This window comes from Sinorhizobium glycinis, assembly GCF_001651865.1.
Taxonomy (GTDB): domain Bacteria; phylum Pseudomonadota; class Alphaproteobacteria; order Rhizobiales; family Rhizobiaceae; genus Sinorhizobium; species Sinorhizobium glycinis.
In genome coordinates, this window is sequence record NZ_LPUX01000046.1 from 29,261 (window position 1) to 48,371 (window position 19,111).

Here is a 19,111-nt window from a genome sequence, read left to right on the forward strand (position 1 = left end):
GGGGCCTCAGCGCATATCGAGCAGGCGCTCGAGATATTGCCGCTCCACTTCCGGCGACAGATTGTCGCCGAGCTTGCGCCGGATCGCATCGAGGATCTGCCGGGCGCGCTGCGTATCGATCTCGTCCGGCACCTTCACCTGGTTGCCGAAGTCCGGCCCGGCGTTCTGCTGGCGCCGCCCGAGCGGGTCGCGTCCGTTCTGGCCGTATTGCGGAACACCTTGTCCGGGACCCGGCCCCTGTCCCTGCGCCTGCATCTGGTTCATCATGTCCTGGGCGCCTTCGCGCAGCGCCTGCAGCGCCCGACCCTGGCTGCCGACCGCCCGCTCGCCCTGACCTTGGCCGAGTGCGCCCGCGGCATCTTTCATTTCGCGTCCAGCCTGGCCGAAGCCCTTGCCGGGTTTTATGCCGAGTTCCTCCAGGCCCTTTTGCAGCTCGCCCAGCTGCTTGCCGAGCGCTTCCTGCTGCTCTCTGAGCTGCTTCAAGGCTTCCTTCAGCTGCTCGGCGGTCATGTCGTCGAGGGGGTTGGGCTGCCCGTTCGGATCGCCCTGCTGTCCGGGATCCTGCGGCATGTCCTGGCCGAAGAGCTCGTTGTCCTCGCCCTGAAGCGGATCGCCGCGCTGCATCCGATCACGCAGGGCCTGATCCAGCTTGAATGTTTCATCCATCAGCTGCTGTTGCTGCTGCATCAGCTGGCCAAGCTTGTCCATCTGCTGGCGCATGGCGCTGTTCTGCTCGCCGCCCTGTTGCATTCGGCCAGCCTGCAGATTGTTCATCATCCGCTGCAGTTCAGACAGGAGCTGGCGCGCCTGGTCGCGCGCCCCGGAGCGCGCCAGGTTCTCGATCTGGTCCATCATTTTTTCCAGATCCTGCTGGCGCAGCACATTGTTCAGATCCGGATTGGCGGCGATTGCCGGATTCTTGGCCGCCTGCTCGGCGAGCGCGCGCATATATTCCTGCATCGCCTGGCGCAGTTCCTGCATCAGCCTGGCGATCTCCTCATCCGAGGCATTGCGTTCGAGCGCATCGGACAGCGCCTGCTGGGCATCGCGCAGACGCCGCTCGGCCAGCGACAGGTCGCCATCCTCGATGCCGAGGGCAATCTCCCAAAGGTGGTCCGCCGCATCGCGCAGCATGTCGTCATTGCGGGCGAGTTCCATCCGCGTGCGCGCCGACTGGATCAAAAGGAAATGCGTCAGATTCGGGATCGTCTCCTCGGGGTAGAGCGTCAGCGCATCGTTGAGATCGATCGCACGGGGCAGTTGATTGGCGTCGAGCGCGAAGACCTGCCGCTGTTCGGCAACCGCTGCGGCAAGCGGTTCGAAGAACCGCCGCGCCGGCAAGACCATTTCCTCGGGCACGCTTCGGCCCTCCTGGCCCGCGGCATCGCGAGCGACAAGGGTGATCTCAACGCGTTTTCCGGAGAGCGGATGTTCGCTCAAGTTCCGGCTCGTCGTTCCCTTGGCCTCGCGCGGATTGCGGCGGGGTAGGTCGAGGCGATATTCCGGCGGCGGATAGAGCGGCCTGGCGCTGGCAGCCGGGTCGTCCAGCGGCTTTATTTCCGCCCAGGCCTGCGAGATACCGTAATCGTCATGGGCGAGGAAACTGATCTCGAGCGAGGCGTTCGCCGTCGGACGGGGGGCGCCGTCGAAGGCGATGCCCGGGACGCTGTCGGGAATGATCTTGAAGTTCCAGCGCTGTCCGGCCACGGAAAGCGTGCCGTCCCGGGTGATCTTGAAGAGATGGTTCCGGGCGCCGTTCGGAGCCGTTCCGGTCGCTTCCGTTCCCGCGGGCTGCTCTGACGACTGCTTGCCGGCTGCGGCCGGGATGATGGTCGGCTGCGGGCTGCCGCTGTCGGCGTAGCTGACCTGCGTCTCCTGTCCTGGGCCTGTTATCCGAACCGTCACATCGCTGAATTGCGGTACGGTGATCGCAGCCTGCTTGTCGGCGGCCGCCGTATCCTCCCGGCCGGTGAGGAAAATCGGAGCTCGACCCGTATAGGCCGGCGGCGTCACCCAGGCATCGATGCGGATGTCGGCAGCGGTCGCCTGACGCTCAGGCAGCCGGAAGGCATCCGAGACCAGGCCGGCGCGGTTGGAATAGGAATAGGCGAAGGCGACGCAGGCGAGCAGGATAGGCACCGCCCTCAGGGCGAAGGGATCGTGCCGCGCGACGTCGGGGCGTGGCAGGCCCGTGCCGAGGCCGTGGACCAGGCGGGCCATGCGCGCCTGATGCTCGCGCCAGAGCGCCGTACCGAAGGCTCCCTCGGTCGCCGGTGCGTCGTCCTGCACGCGAATCGCCTGGTGCGGCAGTTGATTGCGATCCTCGAGCATCCGGTCGGCTTCGCCGATGTCCGGCCAGCGAATGCGGGTGAGCGGCAGGAGCGCGAGGAACAGCCCGGCGACAAAGGCAAGGAGAACCACGACATGCAGCCAGAAGGGCGCAAGCCGGAAGAGGCCGAGCCAGCCGGCGGAGAGGAAAAGGAGGACGAGCGAGACCGGTGCGAGCGCGCGGGGCAGGAACTGCTCGGCCAGCAGGATCAGACGCGCCAGGAATCGCTTTGTCGCCAGCATCCTGAGGAATGATCTCGGTTGCGGCGTTCCATCCTGCCGGAATTGCGTCATCCGCCCAAATTCCCTTTCCATCCCTTTGGCCGCCGCGGCGGTCGAAGGTCAGGATAACATCCTTTGTGGCGAAGGCGAGGGCGGCAAGAAAAACAAAACGTGATCGCCCTACGGCGCGCCGCTTCGAACGTCGCCTCGCCGAATTCAGTCAAGCCAATCCGGCACCGAGTCCAGGCCGATCAGAGCTTCGTAATCCTTGCGCGGGCGGATCACGTGGAAACGATCGCCCTTGACAAGAACCTCGGGCACCAAAAGCCGGCTGTTATAGGTGCCGGACTGGACCGCACCGTAGGCGCCCGCCGAGCCGATTGCGAAAAGGTCGCCCGGCTTCGGCATTGCCATCTCCCGGTCCAGCGCGAGATAGTCGCCCGTCTCGCAAACGGGGCCCACCACGTCGGCCTTGATGCGCGGCGCGTTGGCGGCGGAAATCTTCACCGGCCTGATCTCGTGATAGGCCTCATAGAGCGTCGGGCGGATCAGATCGTTCATCGCACCGTCGACGATGACGAAGGTCTTCTCGCCGCCATCCTTCACATAGATCACCTCGGTGACGAGAATGCCCGCATTGCCGACGATCAGCCGGCCCGGCTCGGTGACGATCCTGCAGTCGAGGCCCCTGAGCTGGTTCTTGACGATATCCGCATAGGCGTCGGGGAGCGGCGGCGGGTTGTTGTCTTCCCGATAGGGGATGCCGAGGCCGCCGCCGATATCGACATGGTCGATGACGTGGCCGTCGGAGCGTAACGTATCGACCAGCTCGCGCAGCAGCTTGAAGGCATCGTCGAAGGGCTGCAACTCGGTGATCTGGCTGCCGATATGCATGTCGATGCCGGTCACCTTGATGCCGGCAAGCGTGGCGGCATGGGCATAGACGGCGCGCGCCCGTTCCCAGGAAATGCCGAACTTGTTTTCCTTCTTGCCGGTGGAGATCTTGGCGTGCGTGCGGGCATCGACGTCCGGATTGATGCGGAAGGAGACATGCGCCTGCTTGCCGGCGCGCACGGCCCGCTGGTTCAGGATCTCCAGCTCCGGCTCGGATTCGACGTTGAAGCAATAGATGCCGGCTTCGAGCCCGAGGTCCATCTCGCGCGGCGTCTTGCCGACGCCCGAAAACATGATCCGGTCTGCCGGGATGCCGGCGGCGAGCGCCCGGCGCAGTTCGCCTTCCGAGACCACGTCGACACCGGCACCAAGGCGAGCGAGCGTCTTCAGCACGGCCTGGTTGGAATTAGCCTTCACGGCATAGCAGACCATCGCATCGACGTCGGCAAAAGCCTGTGCGAACACCCGGTAATGCCGCTCGAGCGTCGCGGTCGAATAGCAATAGAACGGCGTACCGACGGCGCGGGCGATATCCGTCACTGGAACATCTTCGGCGTAGAGAATTCCGTCGCGATAGTCGAAGTGATTCACGGGTGTCGCTCGCTTAGAGGAGGGGGTCAAGCAGGAAGGGGCGATCCTCGATCGTCTCCTTCGGTTCGGCGGTGCCGGCGGGCGCTTTCGTGTTGATCGAGGTGGCGGCGCCCGGCCGGTCTAGATCGCCCTTGCGCCCGCAACCGGTGAGAACCAGCCCCGGAATGGCCAGCAGGAGCGCTAGCCGGGCCGCCTTGGTGAATGTCATCGTCATTTCCCTCGCCGAAACTGAAGCCGATAGGTCGAGAGCGGCAGCCGGCGAGCGCCGCGCCTTTCTCGCTCTGGTGCGATCTCTTATCGGTTTTTCAGCACCTTGTGCACCCTGTTTGTGTGTGTGGACGTCTACGCTTTCACGCATATCGCTGCCCCTCTCCTCGGGTTTAACCCGAGGACTAGCCCTCTCCCCGCAGGCGGGGAGAGGGGACTAGGTCGCGGCAGCGGGATGAGGGGCGCGCCGGCGGCAGCTAAACCATCAATTGCGTGCCCGCCACCAGGCGATCTGCCTGCGCACCTCGGCCGGCGCCGTGCCGCCGAAGCTGGTGCGGCTGGCGACCGAGGCCTCGACGGTCAGCACGTCGAAGACCTTGTCGGTGATGGCGGGGTTGATCGCCTGCAGTTCGGCAAGCGAGAGGTTGGCAAGGTCGCAGCCCTTCTGCTCGGCGAGTGCGACGGCGCGGCCGGTGACGTGATGGGCGTCGCGGAAAGGCAGGCCGGCCTCACGCACCAGCCAGTCGGCGAGATCCGTAGCTGTCGAATAGCCGGAGCCGGCAGCGGCTTTCATCCGGTCGGCGCGCACCGTCATGTCGCGAACCATGCCGGTCATCGCAGCGATCGCCAATTCGAGGCTTTCAGCCGCGTCGAAGACCTGTTCCTTATCCTCCTGCATGTCCTTGGAATAGGCGAGCGGCAGGCCTTTCATGACGGTCAGAAGCGCAATCAGCGAGCCGTTGATGCGGCCGGTCTTGGCGCGCACGAGCTCGGCGGCATCCGGGTTCTTCTTCTGCGGCATGATCGAAGAGCCGGTCGAGAAGGCATCCGACAGGCGGATGAAGCCGAATTGCGGCGTCGACCAGATGACGATCTCTTCGGCGAGCCGCGACAGGTGCGTGGCGGCGATCGCCGCGATCGACAGGAATTCGAGCGCAAAGTCGCGGTCTGAGACCGTGTCGATCGAGTTCCGGGTCGGCTCGCGGAAGCCGAGCGCGCTGGCCGTCATGTGCCGGTCGATCGGGAAGCCGGTGCCGGCAAGGGCGGCGGCGCCGATCGGGCTCTCGTCCATATGCTCGATCGCGTGGCGAACGCGCGAGCGATCGCGGCCGAACATTTCGACATAGGCCATGCAATGATGACCGAAGGTCACCGGCTGGGCTGTCTGCAGATGCGTGAAGCCGGGCATCACCGTGTCGGCGTGCTCTTCCGCCCGGTCGAGGAAGGCGGCGATCAGCCCGGTCAGAGCCCTTTCGGTCTTCTGCAGCTCTTCCTTCACCCAGAGGCGGAAATCGAGTGCGACCTGGTCGTTGCGCGAGCGCGCGGTATGGAGGCGTCCGGCGGCGGGGCCGATCAGCGTCGCCAGCCGCGCCTCGACATTCATGTGAATGTCTTCCAGGCGGCGCGAGAACTCGAAGGCGCCGCTTTCGATCTCTGACAGGATCGTGTCAAGGCCGTGAACGATCTTGTCTTTGTCTTCGGCGGAAATGATGCCCTGATGCGCCAGCATGGTGGCGTGCGCTATTGAGCCGCGGATATCCTGCGCATAGAGCTTCTTGTCGAAGCCGATCGAGGCATTTATCTCCTCCATGATGGCGTCCGGACCCGAGGCGAAGCGTCCGCCCCACATCTGATTGGAGGATTTCGTCTCGGAACTGCCGTCAGCCATCGGGATGCCCGCCTTTGGAGAATGGAATGCCAGACCAGAAGAAACGTCCTCCGGCCGTGAAATTGTTCGCGCTCGCCGCCCTCTTTGGCGTGATCGCCGGTGCGGCTGCGGTATACGTGAAGGAGACCGGGTCTGGCAATGGCGGCGCGGCGCCGACGGCGGACGCAAGCTGCCCGCTTGCCGCCGAAAAAGTGGCGGCTTTGACGCCGCTGATGCGCGGCCAGGTGGCCGCGATGACGCCAGCCGCCAATCCCCGCCCGATCGGCGGCCTCGACTTCGCCGGCCCTGACGGAAAGCCGCTGACCCTTGCCTCCTTTGCCGGCAAGACGCTGCTCGTCAATCTCTGGGCGACCTGGTGCCTGCCATGCCGGGAGGAGATGCCGGCGCTCAACGCGCTGCAGCAGGCGCTTGGCGGCGAGCGTTTCGAGGTCGTCGCCATCAATATCGACACCGGCGACGACGAAAAGCCGAAGGCGTTCCTCGACGAAATCGCCGTCGATCACCTGCGCTACTATCGCGACGCTTCGATGGGAGTCTTCAACACGATGAAGAAGGAGGGTCTTGCCTTCGGGCTCCCCGCCACCCTGCTCATCGACGAGAAGGCTTGTCTAATCGGCTCGATGAACGGGCCCGCCGCGTGGGACAGCGATGATGCGAAGCGGCTGATCGAGGCGGCGATAGCGCCGCCTGCGGGCAGTTGAGGGGCCTCTGGCACGTAGCACCCCCTCCGGCCTGCCGGCCATCTCCCCTACAAGGGGAAAAAACAAGGGGCATCCTCTCGCTCCCATCGCGAGCTTGCCGCAAGCGGGACGCTTCGGTGTGGGTGACGGGCCCTATTCTCCCCTCTTGTGGGGGAGATGGCCGGCAGGCCAGAGGGGGTGTGGACCAATGGTCAGCGCGTCGGGACCGGAACGTCGCCGCGGTAGTCGTAGAAGCCGCGGCCGGACTTGCGACCGAGCCAGCCGGCTTCGACATATTTCACCAGCAGCGGGCACGGACGGTATTTTGAATCGGCCAGACCGTCATGCAGCACCTGCATGATCGACAGGCAGGTATCGAGGCCGATGAAGTCGGCGAGCTGCAGCGGGCCCATCGGATGGTTGGCGCCGAGCTTCATCGCCGTGTCGATGGCATCGACCGTGCCGACGCCCTCGTAAAGCGTATAGATCGCCTCGTTGATCATCGGCAGCAGGATGCGGTTGACGATGAAGGCGGGGAAATCCTCGGCGACCGTGACGGTCTTGTCGAGATGGGCGACGAATTCCTTGGCCGCCCGGAAGGTCTCTTCTTCGGTCGCGATGCCGCGGACAAGCTCCACCAGCTTCATGACCGGAACCGGATTCATGAAGTGAATGCCCATGAAGCGCTCGGGGCGATCGGTTGCGGAGGCGAGCCGGGTGATCGACAGCGACGAGGTGTTGGTCGCGAGGATCGCATCCGGCTTCATGATCGGACAAACCTGGCCGTAGATCTTGCGCTTGACGGTCTCGTCTTCGGTGACCGCCTCGATGACGAGGTCCGCCTGCGAAAGGTCGTTGATGTCGGTCGAACCCTTCATCAGCGACAGGGCCTTCTTGCGGTCGTCGTCGCTCATCTTGCCGGAAGAAACCTGCCGGGCAAGGTTCCCATTGATGGTCGCCAGCCCTGCCTCGATGCGGTCCGCAGCAATATCGTAGAGCTGCACCTTGTAACCGGCTGCCGCCGAAACATGGGCAATGCCGCAGCCCATTTGCCCCGCGCCAATAATTCCGATCGTCTTGATCATCGAAGCGAACATCCACTTTCAAGAAATCTCGGCAGCGGCGCTGCCGAAGATGTAAAAAAACCGGGCCGATGGGACGGCCCGGTACGATTGTTAATGCCAAGCCGGCAGATTTTCCAGCCTTTTTCGCGGCAGGTTGCTGTACGCCTAGAGCGCCTTTTCGAGCTCCGGCAGGACGTCGAAGAGATCGGCGACGAGGCCGTAGTCGGCGACCTGGAAGATCGGCGCCTCCTCGTCCTTGTTGATGGCGACGATCACCTTGGAATCCTTCATGCCGGCGAGGTGCTGAATCGCACCGGAGATGCCGCAGGCGATGTAGAGGTCGGGGGCGACCACCTTGCCCGTCTGGCCGACCTGCCAGTCGTTCGGCGCATAGCCGGCATCGACCGCGGCGCGCGAGGCGCCGACGGCGGCGCCGAGCTTGTCGGCGACCGGCAGGATGACCTCCTGGAACTTCTCCGAGGAGCCAAGCGCCCGGCCACCGGAGATGATGATCTTCGCCGAGGTGAGCTCCGGGCGGTCGGAGGACGACAGCGCATCGGAAACGTGGCTCGACAGGCCCGGATTGGCGGCGGCCGAAACGGTCTCGACCGAGGCGGAGCCGCCTTCGCCGGCAGCCGCAAACGAGGCGGTGCGGACGGTGATCACCCGCTTCGGCTCGTTGGTCTGCACCGTCTGGATGGCATTGCCGGCATAGATCGGCCGCTTGAAGGTGTCCGAAGAGACCACCTCGATGATTTCCGATACCTGGGCGACGTCGAGCAGGGCTGCGACCCGCGGCATGACGTTCTTGCCGACCGAGGTGGCGGCGGCAACAATGGTATCGTAGTTGCCGGCAAGCGAGACGATCGTTGCAGCGAGCGGCTCGGCGAGGTTGTTGGCGAGCGAAGCGTCCTCGGCGACGAGCACCTTGGCGACGCCGGAAAGCTTGGCCGCCTGTTCGGCGATCGCCTTGACGTTCGCGCCGGCGACCAGCACATGGACGTCGCCGCCAATCTTCGTTGCCGCCGTCAGCGCCTTTGCCGTCTGGTCGGAAAGGTGGGTGGTGTCGTGGTCAGCCAGAAGCAGAATGGCCATGATGATTGTCTCCCTTTCCTTGAACCTTAGAGCACGCCGGCTTCGGACTTGAGCTTCTCGACGAGCTCGGCGACCGACTTGACCTTGATGCCGGCCTTGCGGCCCGACGGCTCTTCGGTCTTCAGCACTTTCAGCCGCGGCGCGGTGTCGACGCCGAAATCGGCCGGCGTCTTCTTGTCAAGCGGCTTCTTCTTCGCCTTCATGATGTTCGGCAGCGAGGCGTAACGCGGCTCGTTCAGGCGCAGATCGGTGGTGACCACCGCCGGCAGCTTCAGTTCGACCGTCTGCAGGCCGCCGTCGACCTCGCGGGTGACATTCACCTTGCCGTCACCGAGCTCGACCTTCGAGGCGAAGGTGCCCTGGGCCCAGCCGAGCAGTGCCGAGAGCATCTGGCCGGTCTGGTTCGAGTCGTCGTCGATCGCCTGCTTGCCGACGATGATCAACCCCGGCTGTTCGGCCTCGGCGACACCCTTGACGATCTTGGCGACTGCGAGCGGCTCGACCTGGTCTTCCGTTTCGACCAGGATCGCCCGGTCGGCGCCCATGGCGAGCGCCGTCCTCAGCGTCTCTTCCGCCTTGGCAGGACCGATCGAAACGACGACCACTTCCTCGGCCTTGCCGGCCTCTTTCAGCCTGAGCGCTTCTTCGACGGAGATTTCGTCGAACGGATTCATCGACATCTTGACGTTGGCAAGCTCGACGCCCGTGCCGTCCGCCTTCACCCGGATCTTGACGTTGAAGTCGACGACCCGTTTCACCGTTACTAGAATTTTCATGGATTCATTCCCTCCAGAAACTTTCGCAGGAAAATGCGCCTTAACAGAGCGGCCTGATTGTCGGTTGGCGACATCGATACGCGTTTTTTCTCCAAATACAATCGCAACGCCAATCGAAATCGATATTAGGGCCGCGACCTCAATTAACGTTTACGTACACGTAAGGTACGCTTCTGGCAAGCGGGCAGGGAGAGCACTTGGGAGAAACCTGTTCCTGCGCAGGCGGAGCGCGTAATCCGTTGAAATTGCAGCGCATAAAACCGCAGATCGGAACGTTGCGTTTGGTCCCTCAGGTCGGACGGCCCCAGGGGGTAGGCGGCTTTTGCTTGCCCGGCAGCGGCGTATCCGTGCCCTCCGGTGGTCCGGACTGGTGTTCGACGGCGCGTGGACTGACGATCGTCCGGTCGAAAAGCGGCACGCCATGGCGTCGCAAAATGACGACGAGGACCAGGCCGGCGACGATACCCCCGACATGGGCACTCCAGGAGACGCTGCCGCCCGGGTCGGCAGCGAACATGTAGAACTGCTGGCCGATCCAGAAGGCGAGCGGAATGGCGGCAGGCAGCGGCAAGGGAATGCGGAAAAGCACGAGCACCCACACACGAACCTTCGGGTGCAGCAGGAAATAGGCGGCGACGACGCCGGAGACGGCACCGGAGGCGCCGATCAGCGGCGCTTCCGAGGCGGGATCGATGAGACCATGCGCCAGTGCCCCGGCGGCGGCGCACAGCAGATAAAACAGCAGAAAACGGAAATGCCCGAGCGCATCCTCGACATTGTCGCCGAAGACCCAGAGGAACAGCATGTTCATCGCCAGATGCGAGAAGTCGCCATGCAGGAAAGAATAGGTGACGAAGGTGAATTCGTCGGGGACCACCGCAAGGGACGGGTCGAGAATGGCGTAGTCGAAGACGATCGCCGGGATGTAGCCGAAACCGAGGACGGCTGCATTGGCGAATTCCTCGGTCGCGATCGGCCCGGTGACGAGCCAGACGGTGAAATTGATGACGATCAGCATGACCGTCACATATTGCATGTCGATATGCTTCAGGGCGTTCCTGTCGTGCAGCGGTATGAACATGCGATCCCCGAAGCGTGATTTTGCGCGAGCTTATCTGTTCTTGCCCGGAACCCAAAGGACGTCGGCGCGCCCCATGTCGTTCGCCCAGCGGGCGGCGACGAACAGGAAATCGGAAAGCCGGTTGATATAGGCGACCGCCTCGCGGCTGACGATCTCGCCTTCGGTTTCGGCAAGCGCCACCATCTGCCGTTCGGCCCGGCGGGCGACGGTGCGGGCGGCGTGCAGCGATGCGGAAGCGGCGCTGCCGGCGGGCAGCACAAAGGAGCGCAGGGGCTCGAGATCAGCGTTTAGCCGGTCGATCTCGGCCTCGAGCCGCGCCACCTGGGCGGCAACGATCCTAAGCGGTTCGTAGTCCTGTTTTTCGCCGGTCTCGGGCGTCGCAAGGTCCGCGCCGAGGTCGAAAAGATCGTTCTGGATGCGCATCAGCATCTGATCGAGATCCGGCATATCGCCGGTATGCTGGCGCGCAAGGCCGACGAAGGCGTTTGCTTCGTCGACGCTTCCATAGGCATCGACGCGTAGGTCGCTCTTCGAGCGGCGCGGCCCGGTGACGAGACCGGTCGTGCCGTTGTCGCCGGTCCTGGTGTAGATCTTGTTGAGTTTGACCATCGTGGCTTCGCTTGGTCCCTAGCTCGGCCGGCCGCCGCCTGTGACCCACAGCGTCAGCATGATCAGGACGAGCGCGACCGCCTGCAGCACTATGCGCGTCTGCATCAGCTTGTTGGACGTATTGCCGCTGCCCTTTCGGGCCATGTTCAACAGGCCGCGGATGAGCACGATCGCAACCAGGCCCATGACGAACAGCGTCACAGCGGTAAGGAAACTGGGCATGTCGTCACTCCTTGCGTTTGATATGCATGTCGTTATCCCGAAACCGCTGCACACTTTCGGGCGACATGCACTCGGCTACTGCATGTCTCCTTAAATCGACCTCGATTTAAGGACGAAGACATGCAGCAATTCAAAGTGCTACAGCGACCTTTGCGCACCTGACAAGGCGCGCGGCGCCGTAGATCAGCCGAGTCGGCCGATGATACGATAGAACAGCGCCGCCGGCAGGAGTTTCTTGAGCAGCACACCCTGTTTGGCGGGCCTGGTCACGACATAATGCGGCCTTGGCCGGCGTGACGTCAAAGCGTGTTTCAAAACGTGATAAACGGCCTCCGGTCCGAGCTTGCCACGGGCCGGCTTGCTTTCCCCGCGCAGACGTTTCAACTGTTTCTCGTACTCTGCCCGATGGACGGAATTCTTGAGATCGATGAAGCGCTCGACATAGGCGACGGCGTTGGCGGTGAACTTCGACCTGATCGGCCCCGGCTCGATGAGGCTGACGCCGATGCCGCTGCCGGCAAGCTCCATCCGCAAGGTCAGCGACAGGGCCTCGAGGGCGAATTTCGAGGCGTTGTAGGCGCCGCGCCAGCGATAGGGGACGAGACCGAGAATCGACGAGCATTGCACGATGCGGCCTCGACCCCGAGCCCGCATCGCCGGTATGACGCGGCGCGTCAGATCATGCCAGCCGATCACGTTGGTTTCGAATTGCAGCCGCAGCGCTTCGGTCGGCAAATCCTCGACAGCCCCCGCCTGGCCATAGGCGCCATTGTTGAAGAGGGCGTCGATCCGCCCGCCGCTCAGCGCCATCACCGCTTCAACCAGCGCGGCGATCGTCTCCGGCCGAGTATAGTCCATGATGAAAGTTTCGATGCCTTCCCGTTCCAGTTCCGCCTGATCTTTGGGCCGGCGGACGGTCGCGAAGACCCGCCAGCCGTCCCTCTTGAGCGCGCGCGCGCAATAGGCGCCGATGCCGGACGAGCAGCCGGTGACAATGATGGTTGGCCGTTCAGTCATGCCGTCGATTCCTGTAGAAATACGTGTCCCGTTTCCCATATTCACGGTTGGGAAACAATTGAATTGCGCGCCCTGCCTTTGGTTCGCCGGCGCGCCATTGGCATTGCGCGCCGCCGATCACGTGGAGTGCGCGGGCACCACAGGAGACGGAATGCCGGCATCGCTTCGCATCATCTGGAAGGTCGTGTTTGATGCGCTCTGGCATTTCAGTGAGGACGATGGCTGGGCGATGGCGAGCCATGTGGCCCTGTCGTCCCTGATGGCGGTTTTCCCCTTCCTGATCTTCGGCACCGCACTCGGCAGCTTCCTCGGGGCCGACCAGTTCGCCGTGACGGCCGTCCACCTGATCTTCGACGCCTGGCCCGAATCGATAGCGAAGCCCGTCGCCGACGAGATCGTCGAGGTGCTGACCATCCAGCGCGGCGGAGTCCTGACCCTTTCCGTCGTCGCGGCCGCCTATTTCGCATCGAACGGCGTCGAAGCGCTGAGAATCGCGCTCAACAGGGCCTATCGAGTGGCGGAAAGCCGTCCCTGGTACATAACCCGGCTCGCCAGCCTCGGCTTCGTGCTTGCCGGCGTTCTTATCCTCGCCGTTATCAGCATTCTGCTGGTCGCCGTTCCGCTCGCCGTCCGCAATGCCGACCAATGGCTGCCTTGGCTCGACGCTGTCCTGGCAACCGTCGACAATTGGGGCCTGGCGCTGGCGCTCGTAATGCTCACCGGCGGGCTGTTGGTGTCGCATCTGTGGTTGCCGGACGGACACCGCAAGGTCGTCGACGTGCTGCCCGGCATCCTGTTGACGCTGCTTCTGTGGTCGGTCGGCGCCTATGCCTTCGCATCCTATCTTGCGACTTTCTCAAACTACGTAGCAACCTATGCCGGCCTCGCCTCGATCGTCGTCGTGCTGGTCTTCCTCTACATGGTGGGAGCGATCTTCATCATCGGCGCCGAGATCAATGCCGCCATACTGAAGTTCAAGGTGAAGCGGATGGTGGCACGCAGCTTTCAGGCGCGGGGCGAGGGACCGCCTTCCCCATAGGGAGGCGCCACGCCAAGGACCATCGCGCGCAGTTCCGCCGGCGAATGACCGGCCGCGCGGAAAGCGGCAATGCCGGTGTCGCCATTGCTCTTCGACAGTTTCCTGCCGTCCGCACCGAGTATCAGACGGTGATGATGGTAGATCGGCTCCGGCAGGTCGAGAAGCCGCTGCAGCAGGCGGTGGATGGAGGTCGCGTGGTAGAGGTCGCGGCCGCGCACGATATGGGTGATGCCCTGCAGAGCGTCATCGACCACTACCGAAAGATGATAGCTCGAAGGCGCATCCGAGCGCGACAGGACGACGTCGCCCCAGGCGGCCGGATCCGCCGCGATCAGGCCGGTTTCGCCGGCCGGACCCGCCCCGGCCTCGCGCCAGGTAAGCGGTTCGGCAAGGTGGTCGACGGCCTTCGCCAGGTCGAGCCGCCAAGCATGGAGACGACCGCCGGCGACGAGGGCCTCCTGCTCGCTCGTCGGCAGTTCACGCTCGAGGCCGGGATAGAGCGGCGTTCCGTCCGGGTCGCGGGGCCATACCTGCCCGCTCGCTTCTGCAGCAGCCACCGCCGCCTTGATCTCGCCGCGGCTCATGATGGAAGGATAGACGAGCCCCATGTCTCGCAGGCGCTCGAGCGCTGCCGCATAAAGATCGAGATGATCGGACTGGCGCCGAACCGGCTCCTCCCAGCTCAAACCCAGCCAGGCGAGGTCCTCGACGATCGCCGCCTCGAATTCCGGACGGCAGCGCGTCCGGTCGATATCTTCGATCCTCAGCAGGAAGCGGCCTCCCGTCGCGCTCGCCATGTCGTGGTTGATGATGGCCGACAAGGCGTGGCCGAGATGCAGCAAGCCGTTCGGGCTCGGGGCGAAGCGGAAGACCGGTTGTACTGGCGGTGGAACGGGCATCGTGCTCCTTTGCCATGGAAGCGGTATAAAGGTCATCCGCTATTTTGGAGGGTGCATGCGGATTATTCGCACAAGCGAAGATATCGAGGCCGGCCTCGCGGGTCTCGTGATGCTCGACGCTCGCCTGGAGCACGTCCTGGACAAGGCCGGGCCGGTGCCGCTCAGGCGGACCGATCCCGGCTATCGCGGCCTTGCCAATATCATCGTTTCACAAATGGTCTCCAAGGCGAGTGCGGCGGCGATCTGGAAGCGCATGGAGGCGTCGCTCGGTGAGATCAGCGCCGACGCCGTGCTTTCGCTCGATGACGATGCCTGCCGGCAGTTCGGGCTCTCCCGCGCCAAGGCCGACACGTTGCGGCGGGTGGCGGCAGCGGCCATGGCGGGCGAGATCGATCTCGACGGCATCTGCGACATCGAGGCGGCGGCGGCGATCCATGAGCTGACGGCGATCAAGGGTGTGGGGCGCTGGACGGCGGAGGTCTATCTGCTCTTCTGCGCCGGCCATCCGGACGTCTTTCCGGCCGGCGACGTGGCGCTGCAGAACGCGGTGGGCCATGCGCTCGGTTTCGAGCTGCGTCCGAGCGCGAGCGAAGTCGATTCGCTCGCTACCTCCTGGTCCCCCTGGCGGAGCGTCGCAGCCCGGCTCTTCTGGGCCTATTATGCGCGTGAGATGCGGCGTGATGCGCTTCCCGTGACGCCTTGAAGAGAAAAGCGAATCCTTTGTTTGGTTTTTCTTTCCGGCTTCACAATCCTGTCGCAACAGGCCTAATATAGAAGATGCAGATGCCGAATCGCTCAGGAGAATACGCTTGACGATTGCAGTCTCACCTCAGGCCCTGCCGGCGCTTGTGCTGAACGCCGACTACCGGCCGCTGAGTTACTACCCCTTGTCGCTCTGGTCCTGGCAGGACGCGATCAAGGCGGTCTTTCTCGACCGTGTGATAATCCTTGCCGAATACGAACATTCCGTCTCCTCGCCGAGCTTCTCGATGCGGCTGCCGAGCGTGGTGTGCCTGAAGAGCTATGTCCAGCCTTCGCGCTTTCCGGCATTCACCCGGTTCAACGTCTTCCTGCGCGACAAGTTCGAATGCCAGTATTGCGGATCGCCCGACGATCTGACCTTCGACCACGTCATCCCGCGCGCCCATGGCGGCCAGACGACCTGGGAAAACGTCGTGGCGGCCTGCTCGCCCTGCAACCTGCGCAAGGGCAGCAAGCTGCCGAAGCAGGCCCACATGTTCCCGCATCAGAGGCCGTACCAGCCGACCGTGCAGGATCTGCACAACAACGGACGGCTCTTCCCCCCGAACCATCTGCACGAAAGCTGGATGGACTATCTCTACTGGGATGTCGAACTGCAGCCGTAAGGCGGCAGCATCCTGTTCAGGAGAGCGGATCCGTGCCGGAACCGTTGAAGGTCGGCGGAGCGCGTGCCCGAACTTACGCCTTGGCAGCGCCGCGCAGCGCGAGCGCCGCGAGGATGAGGCTGGCGATAACATTCCAGCCGGCAAAGGACAGGCCAAGGATGCGCAGGGCCGCGTCCGTGCAGGACGGGGCGTGCTTGGCATCGAGATCACCGAGCAGATCGCCGACACTGGGGGAGATGCCCTGGGCGGTCGTGGCGCAGGTCGACGGGCCTTCCCAGAAATGCCACTCGGCGCCGGCGTGATAGACGCCGATCCCGGCACCGGTGAGCATCAGGATACCGACGACGAGAAGCAGCGTGCGGGTCGTCCAGGCCGGCAGCTTCAGGACGCCTGTGGCGATCGCGAGAATGCCGAGAGGAATTCCGTAATAATAAGGATCGCGCTGCAGCAGGCAGAGGGCACAAGGGATGTAGCCGCCGATATGCTCGAAACCGAGCGCGCCGCCGACGGTCGCCGCCATGCCGAGCGTGACGAGCAGGGCGAAAATAAGTTGCCGGCGCTGAGCGATGGAAGCCTCGATCATCAATACCTCGTAGCGGGCGGCCTGGACGACGCCGGCCCGTTCAATCGATGCCGTCTTCTTATGTAGGATCGATCCCGCTGTAAATCGCCGGCGCCTCTCCTCTCCGCACGCTTTTGTGATCGCGAAGCCGAAATCGCAAATTGGCGGTTGACCGGCGCGAAAACGATCGTGTAAATCCCAAACCGCTGATATCGCTCAGCCTTGGCCCCATTGGCGGAATTGGTAGACGCGCTCGACTCAAAATCGAGTTCCCAAAAGGAGTGCTGGTTCGACCCCGGCATGGGGCACCAACACAGAAATTCGCATTGTTTTGTCCGATTTTCTGCAGCCGTCGTGGGTGCCCGTTCGAGGGCGCGCTCCGCGCGTGGCCTTCTCGTTACCGCCAAAATCGAAAAACCTGATTGCGGTTTCCCGGCAAGGAAGGCCGCTGTCCGGCGATCTAACCTGGAGCCCCAGAGCGGTCCGGAGGGATGGACGTTGCTCTGGGGCCCAGCCACGTCGGGGCCCGGGGAAGACCGGCCGACGCGGACTTTACGGGCCTCGTCACTGTCCTTTGGCCCCGCGAGGGCGGCGGAGGGAATATCCCAATTGGGCACTCCCCTGCGTCTCGCTGCGGTCGTCCGAGTCAGGTACCGGCAGAAAGCCGTACCCCTCCAGCCACTCGCGAATGAAGAAGCGGATGGCCTCGTCTCGCGTCATCTCCAGTTCTTCGCAGGCCATTACAAGCGCCAACTCAACGTGATCATCGAAGGTCATCATCCACTTCCTAACGCATCTACAAGCAGGAGCTCGAAGCGTCGCACAGTGCCGGTTGCAGTCAAGAATTATGAGCCGGTTCAATAGGATAATGGATAGATTGGGCTAAGACCTCTGGCCCATGTCTTATAGGACTAAGGTCTGGTAAGCACGGAAAGGCCGGGGAAGCCGACCTTCCTGCAAGCCTCTACCAATACGCCCGTGGTCAATGGCGGGACGTAACTCTTGGTCCTCATCGTGTCGATTGCGAACGCGGCAACCTGACCCCATTGAATTTCAGGGGCCGGAGATGTTAGCTGGTGCAGCAAATTCTGTCACAGCACGGCTCATGTTACCGAAGATCGAGACCTACGAGGAACTTTATCGCGAATTTCGCTGGCGGATTCCGGGGAAGTTCAATATCGGCGTCGCCGTCAGCGACGCGTGGGCGGCGCGGGATGCGAAGCGTGTCTGCCTTGAGCATTTCAGCCCCGATGCTGCGCATCGTTCCTTGACCTATGGTGCCTTCGCGGCCCGATCCTCCGCCTTTGCCGGCGGGCTTGCTTCGCATGGAGTCAAGCCGGGCGATCGCGTCGCCATCCTCCTGCCGCAGGGGTTCGAGGCGGCGATCGCCCATGCGGCGATCTACAAGCTCGGCGCGGTCGCCCTGCCGCTGGCGCTGCTCTTCGGCGTCGAGGCGCTCAGCTATCGCCTGCAGGATGCGGGAGCGACGGCCGTCGTCACAAACCGCTTCGGCTATGAGCGGCTCGCGGCGATCCGGAAAGAACTGCCGGAGCTTCGGCTGGTCGTGCTGGCGGAGGAGGACGAACTGCCCGGCACGGTCCGGTTCGATCGCCTGGCCGCGGGCGAGGGCCGCTTTTCCGCCGCTGACACGGGTCCGGACGATCCGGCGCTGATGATCTATACGTCGGGGACGACCGGGCCGCCGAAGGGCGCCTTGCACGGCCACCGGGTGCTGCTCGGCCATCTGCCGGGCTTCCAGTTCCACCATCATTTCCTGCCGCAGCCGGGCGACCGGATGTGGACGCCGGCCGATTGGGCCTGGGCGGGCGGCTTGCTGAACGCGCTGCTGCCGTCGCTGTTCTTCGGCGTGCCGGTGGTATCCTCCCCGGCGCAGAAATTCGATCCGCACATGGCCTTCCGCATCATGGAAGAGATGGACGTGCGCAACGCCTTCATTCCGCCGACGGCGCTGAGGCTCCTGAAATCCGTCGATCGACCGCGGGCCCGCTACAGGCTCAATCTGAGGACGATAGGCTCGGCAGGAGAGGCGCTCGGGCGTGAGACCTTCGAGTGGGCGAAGGAGGCGCTCGGCATCGCGGTCAGCGAATTCTACGGCCAGACGGAATGCAACATCGTCATCTCGTCGGCCGCCGACCTCGGCGTGTTGAAACCCGGCTCGATGGGCAAGGCCGCACCTGGCCACGAGGTGGCTATCATCGACGGCCATGGCCGCGTGCTGCCGCCGGGCACGACCGGGCAGGTCGCCGTCAAGCGCCCCGATCCGGTGATGTTCCTCGGCTACTGGCGAAACGACGAGGCGACCGAGGCGAAGTTCATCGGCGACTGGATGACCACCGGCGACCAGGGCGCCATGGATGCGGAGGGCTACTTCACCTTCTTCGGCCGCGACGACGATGTCATCACCTCGTCGGGCTATCGCATCGGTCCGGGCGAAATCGAGGACTGCCTGGCGGGACACCCGGACGTCCAGATGGCCGCCGCGATCGGCAAGCCGGATCCGACCCGCACCGAGATCGTCAAGGCCTATGTGGTGCTGAAGCCCGGTGCCACTGCGAGCGACGAGACCGCGGCCGCGATCCGCGACTGGGTGAAGAACAGGCTCTCGATGCACGAATATCCGCGCGAGATCGAGTTCGTCGACAGCCTGCCGCTGACCACCTCGGGCAAGGTGATCCGGCGGTTGCTGAGGGAGAGGGCGACTGCCGAGGTGGCGGAGAAGACGGCGGACCGATAGGAGAGAGAATTCGGCCAGCTCCACCCCCTCTGGC

General features: G+C 63.9%; 19 protein-coding genes and 1 tRNA gene. 6 read left to right on the plus strand and 14 right to left on the minus strand.

All coding sequences use genetic code 11. The annotated features are described in order from the left end of the window. Positions 1–6: 6 nt before the first annotated feature. The 4 genes from AU381_RS01500 to argH form a co-directional block, all read right to left on the minus strand. Positions 7–2,622 (minus strand): TIGR02302 family protein, encoded by a 2,616-nt coding sequence (locus AU381_RS01500; protein ID WP_064240058.1) that lies wholly within the window; start codon positions 2,620–2,622, stop codon positions 7–9. 144 nt (positions 2,623–2,766) lie between these two features. Continuing rightward, positions 2,767–4,035 carry a diaminopimelate decarboxylase gene (gene lysA, locus AU381_RS01505; protein WP_064240059.1) on the minus strand — a complete coding sequence of 423 codons (1,269 nt, stop codon included), beginning with the start codon at positions 4,033–4,035 and terminating at the stop codon, positions 2,767–2,769. A 13-nt stretch (positions 4,036–4,048) separates the two neighbouring features. Next, entirely contained in the window at positions 4,049–4,243 is a 195-nt protein-coding gene (lptM, locus tag AU381_RS01510) for an LPS translocon maturation chaperone LptM (RefSeq protein ID WP_082909589.1), read from the minus strand. Positions 4,244–4,507: 264 nt separating this feature from the next. Next, positions 4,508–5,911 (minus strand): argininosuccinate lyase, encoded by a 1,404-nt coding sequence (argH, locus tag AU381_RS01515; RefSeq protein WP_064240061.1) that lies wholly within the window; start codon positions 5,909–5,911, stop codon positions 4,508–4,510. Positions 5,912–5,937: 26 nt separating this feature from the next. Here argH and tlpA point away from each other — a divergent pair, with 26 nt between their 5' ends. After that, positions 5,938–6,612: a thiol:disulfide interchange protein TlpA gene (gene tlpA, locus AU381_RS01520; protein ID WP_064240062.1), complete on the plus strand. Its 675-nt coding sequence runs from the start codon at positions 5,938–5,940 to the stop codon at positions 6,610–6,612. Positions 6,613–6,803: 191 nt separating this feature from the next. Here tlpA and AU381_RS01525 read toward each other — a convergent pair whose 3' ends face one another. The 7 genes from AU381_RS01525 to AU381_RS01555 all read right to left on the minus strand — a co-directional run bounded on the left by AU381_RS01525 (position 6,804) and on the right by AU381_RS01555 (position 12,455). Next, complete coding sequence (locus AU381_RS01525; protein WP_064240099.1) at positions 6,804–7,676, minus strand: 3-hydroxybutyryl-CoA dehydrogenase; 873 nt, start codon at positions 7,674–7,676, stop codon at positions 6,804–6,806. 144 nt (positions 7,677–7,820) lie between these two features. Further along, positions 7,821–8,750, minus strand: coding sequence for an electron transfer flavoprotein subunit alpha/FixB family protein (locus AU381_RS01530; protein WP_064240063.1), 930 nt, complete (start codon positions 8,748–8,750; stop codon positions 7,821–7,823). A gap of 26 nt (positions 8,751–8,776) precedes the next feature. Continuing rightward, positions 8,777–9,526, minus strand: a complete 750-nt coding sequence (locus tag AU381_RS01535) for an electron transfer flavoprotein subunit beta/FixA family protein (protein ID WP_064240064.1) — start codon at positions 9,524–9,526, stop codon at positions 8,777–8,779. A 289-nt stretch (positions 9,527–9,815) separates the two neighbouring features. Further along, complete coding sequence (locus tag AU381_RS01540; RefSeq protein ID WP_064240065.1) at positions 9,816–10,607, minus strand: rhomboid family intramembrane serine protease; 792 nt, start codon at positions 10,605–10,607, stop codon at positions 9,816–9,818. 30 nt (positions 10,608–10,637) lie between these two features. Further along, the gene (locus AU381_RS01545) at positions 10,638–11,216 is read right to left on the minus strand and encodes a cob(I)yrinic acid a,c-diamide adenosyltransferase (protein ID WP_064240066.1); all 579 of its coding nucleotides are present in this window, start codon (positions 11,214–11,216) and stop codon (positions 10,638–10,640) included. 18 nt (positions 11,217–11,234) lie between these two features. Continuing rightward, on the minus strand, positions 11,235–11,438 hold the full coding sequence (locus AU381_RS01550) for a twin transmembrane helix small protein (RefSeq protein ID WP_064240067.1): 204 nt from the start codon (positions 11,436–11,438) through the stop codon (positions 11,235–11,237). 183 nt (positions 11,439–11,621) lie between these two features. Further along, entirely contained in the window at positions 11,622–12,455 is an 834-nt protein-coding gene (locus AU381_RS01555; protein WP_064240068.1) for an SDR family oxidoreductase, read from the minus strand. Between the two features lie 151 nt (positions 12,456–12,606). Between AU381_RS01555 and AU381_RS01560 the strand changes: the two genes are divergently transcribed. Next, complete coding sequence (locus AU381_RS01560) at positions 12,607–13,494, plus strand: YihY/virulence factor BrkB family protein (protein WP_064240069.1); 888 nt, start codon at positions 12,607–12,609, stop codon at positions 13,492–13,494. On the opposite strand, the gene gluQRS is transcribed toward AU381_RS01560, so the two are convergent. Next, positions 13,461–14,393, minus strand: coding sequence for a tRNA glutamyl-Q(34) synthetase GluQRS (gluQRS, locus tag AU381_RS01565; RefSeq protein WP_064240070.1), 933 nt, complete (start codon positions 14,391–14,393; stop codon positions 13,461–13,463). The genes AU381_RS01560 and gluQRS overlap by 34 nt on opposite strands. Before the next feature lie 55 nt (positions 14,394–14,448). Here gluQRS and AU381_RS01570 point away from each other — a divergent pair, with 55 nt between their 5' ends. After that, complete coding sequence (locus AU381_RS01570; protein ID WP_064240071.1) at positions 14,449–15,096, plus strand: DNA-3-methyladenine glycosylase family protein; 648 nt, start codon at positions 14,449–14,451, stop codon at positions 15,094–15,096. Positions 15,097–15,202: 106 nt separating this feature from the next. After that, a complete protein-coding gene (locus AU381_RS01575) occupies positions 15,203–15,760 on the plus strand; it encodes an HNH endonuclease (RefSeq protein WP_037388531.1) in 558 nt (185 codons plus the stop codon). A gap of 73 nt (positions 15,761–15,833) precedes the next feature. Here the strand turns inward: AU381_RS01575 and AU381_RS01580 are convergent, their stop codons facing one another. Beyond that, the gene (locus tag AU381_RS01580; protein ID WP_064240072.1) at positions 15,834–16,343 is read right to left on the minus strand and encodes a disulfide bond formation protein B; all 510 of its coding nucleotides are present in this window, start codon (positions 16,341–16,343) and stop codon (positions 15,834–15,836) included. Positions 16,344–16,547: 204 nt separating this feature from the next. Here AU381_RS01580 and AU381_RS01585 point away from each other — a divergent pair. Then, a tRNA-Leu gene (locus tag AU381_RS01585) sits at positions 16,548–16,633 on the plus strand. Between the two features lie 253 nt (positions 16,634–16,886). On the opposite strand, the gene AU381_RS01590 is transcribed toward AU381_RS01585, so the two are convergent. Next, positions 16,887–17,099: a hypothetical protein gene (locus AU381_RS01590; RefSeq protein ID WP_064240100.1), complete on the minus strand. Its 213-nt coding sequence runs from the start codon at positions 17,097–17,099 to the stop codon at positions 16,887–16,889. A gap of 328 nt (positions 17,100–17,427) precedes the next feature. Here AU381_RS01590 and AU381_RS01595 point away from each other — a divergent pair, with 328 nt between their 5' ends. Beyond that, entirely contained in the window at positions 17,428–19,077 is a 1,650-nt protein-coding gene (locus AU381_RS01595) for an AMP-binding protein (protein ID WP_064240073.1), read from the plus strand. The last annotated feature ends 34 nt before the right edge of the window (positions 19,078–19,111 follow it).

Coding starts and splice junctions, on each gene's coding strand:
- AU381_RS01540 (WP_064240065.1), bottom strand. CDS start 10,607: ATGTTCATACCGCTGCACGACAGGAACGCCCTGAAGCATATCGACATG.
- AU381_RS01560 (WP_064240069.1), top strand. CDS start 12,607: ATGCCGGCATCGCTTCGCATCATCTGGAAGGTCGTGTTTGATGCGCTC.
- AU381_RS01535 (WP_064240064.1), bottom strand. CDS start 9,526: ATGAAAATTCTAGTAACGGTGAAACGGGTCGTCGACTTCAACGTCAAG.
- AU381_RS01570 (WP_064240071.1), top strand. CDS start 14,449: ATGCGGATTATTCGCACAAGCGAAGATATCGAGGCCGGCCTCGCGGGT.
- AU381_RS01595 (WP_064240073.1), top strand. CDS start 17,428: ATGTTACCGAAGATCGAGACCTACGAGGAACTTTATCGCGAATTTCGC.
- AU381_RS01545 (WP_064240066.1), bottom strand. CDS start 11,216: ATGGTCAAACTCAACAAGATCTACACCAGGACCGGCGACAACGGCACG.
- lptM (WP_082909589.1), bottom strand. CDS start 4,243: ATGACATTCACCAAGGCGGCCCGGCTAGCGCTCCTGCTGGCCATTCCG.
- AU381_RS01555 (WP_064240068.1), bottom strand. CDS start 12,455: ATGACTGAACGGCCAACCATCATTGTCACCGGCTGCTCGTCCGGCATC.
- AU381_RS01590 (WP_064240100.1), bottom strand. CDS start 17,099: ATGACCTTCGATGATCACGTTGAGTTGGCGCTTGTAATGGCCTGCGAA.
- AU381_RS01550 (WP_064240067.1), bottom strand. CDS start 11,438: ATGCCCAGTTTCCTTACCGCTGTGACGCTGTTCGTCATGGGCCTGGTT.
- AU381_RS01500 (WP_064240058.1), bottom strand. CDS start 2,622: ATGACGCAATTCCGGCAGGATGGAACGCCGCAACCGAGATCATTCCTC.
- tlpA (WP_064240062.1), top strand. CDS start 5,938: ATGCCAGACCAGAAGAAACGTCCTCCGGCCGTGAAATTGTTCGCGCTC.
- gluQRS (WP_064240070.1), bottom strand. CDS start 14,393: ATGCCCGTTCCACCGCCAGTACAACCGGTCTTCCGCTTCGCCCCGAGC.
- argH (WP_064240061.1), bottom strand. CDS start 5,911: ATGGCTGACGGCAGTTCCGAGACGAAATCCTCCAATCAGATGTGGGGC.
- AU381_RS01580 (WP_064240072.1), bottom strand. CDS start 16,343: ATGATCGAGGCTTCCATCGCTCAGCGCCGGCAACTTATTTTCGCCCTG.
- AU381_RS01530 (WP_064240063.1), bottom strand. CDS start 8,750: ATGGCCATTCTGCTTCTGGCTGACCACGACACCACCCACCTTTCCGAC.
- AU381_RS01525 (WP_064240099.1), bottom strand. CDS start 7,676: ATGATCAAGACGATCGGAATTATTGGCGCGGGGCAAATGGGCTGCGGC.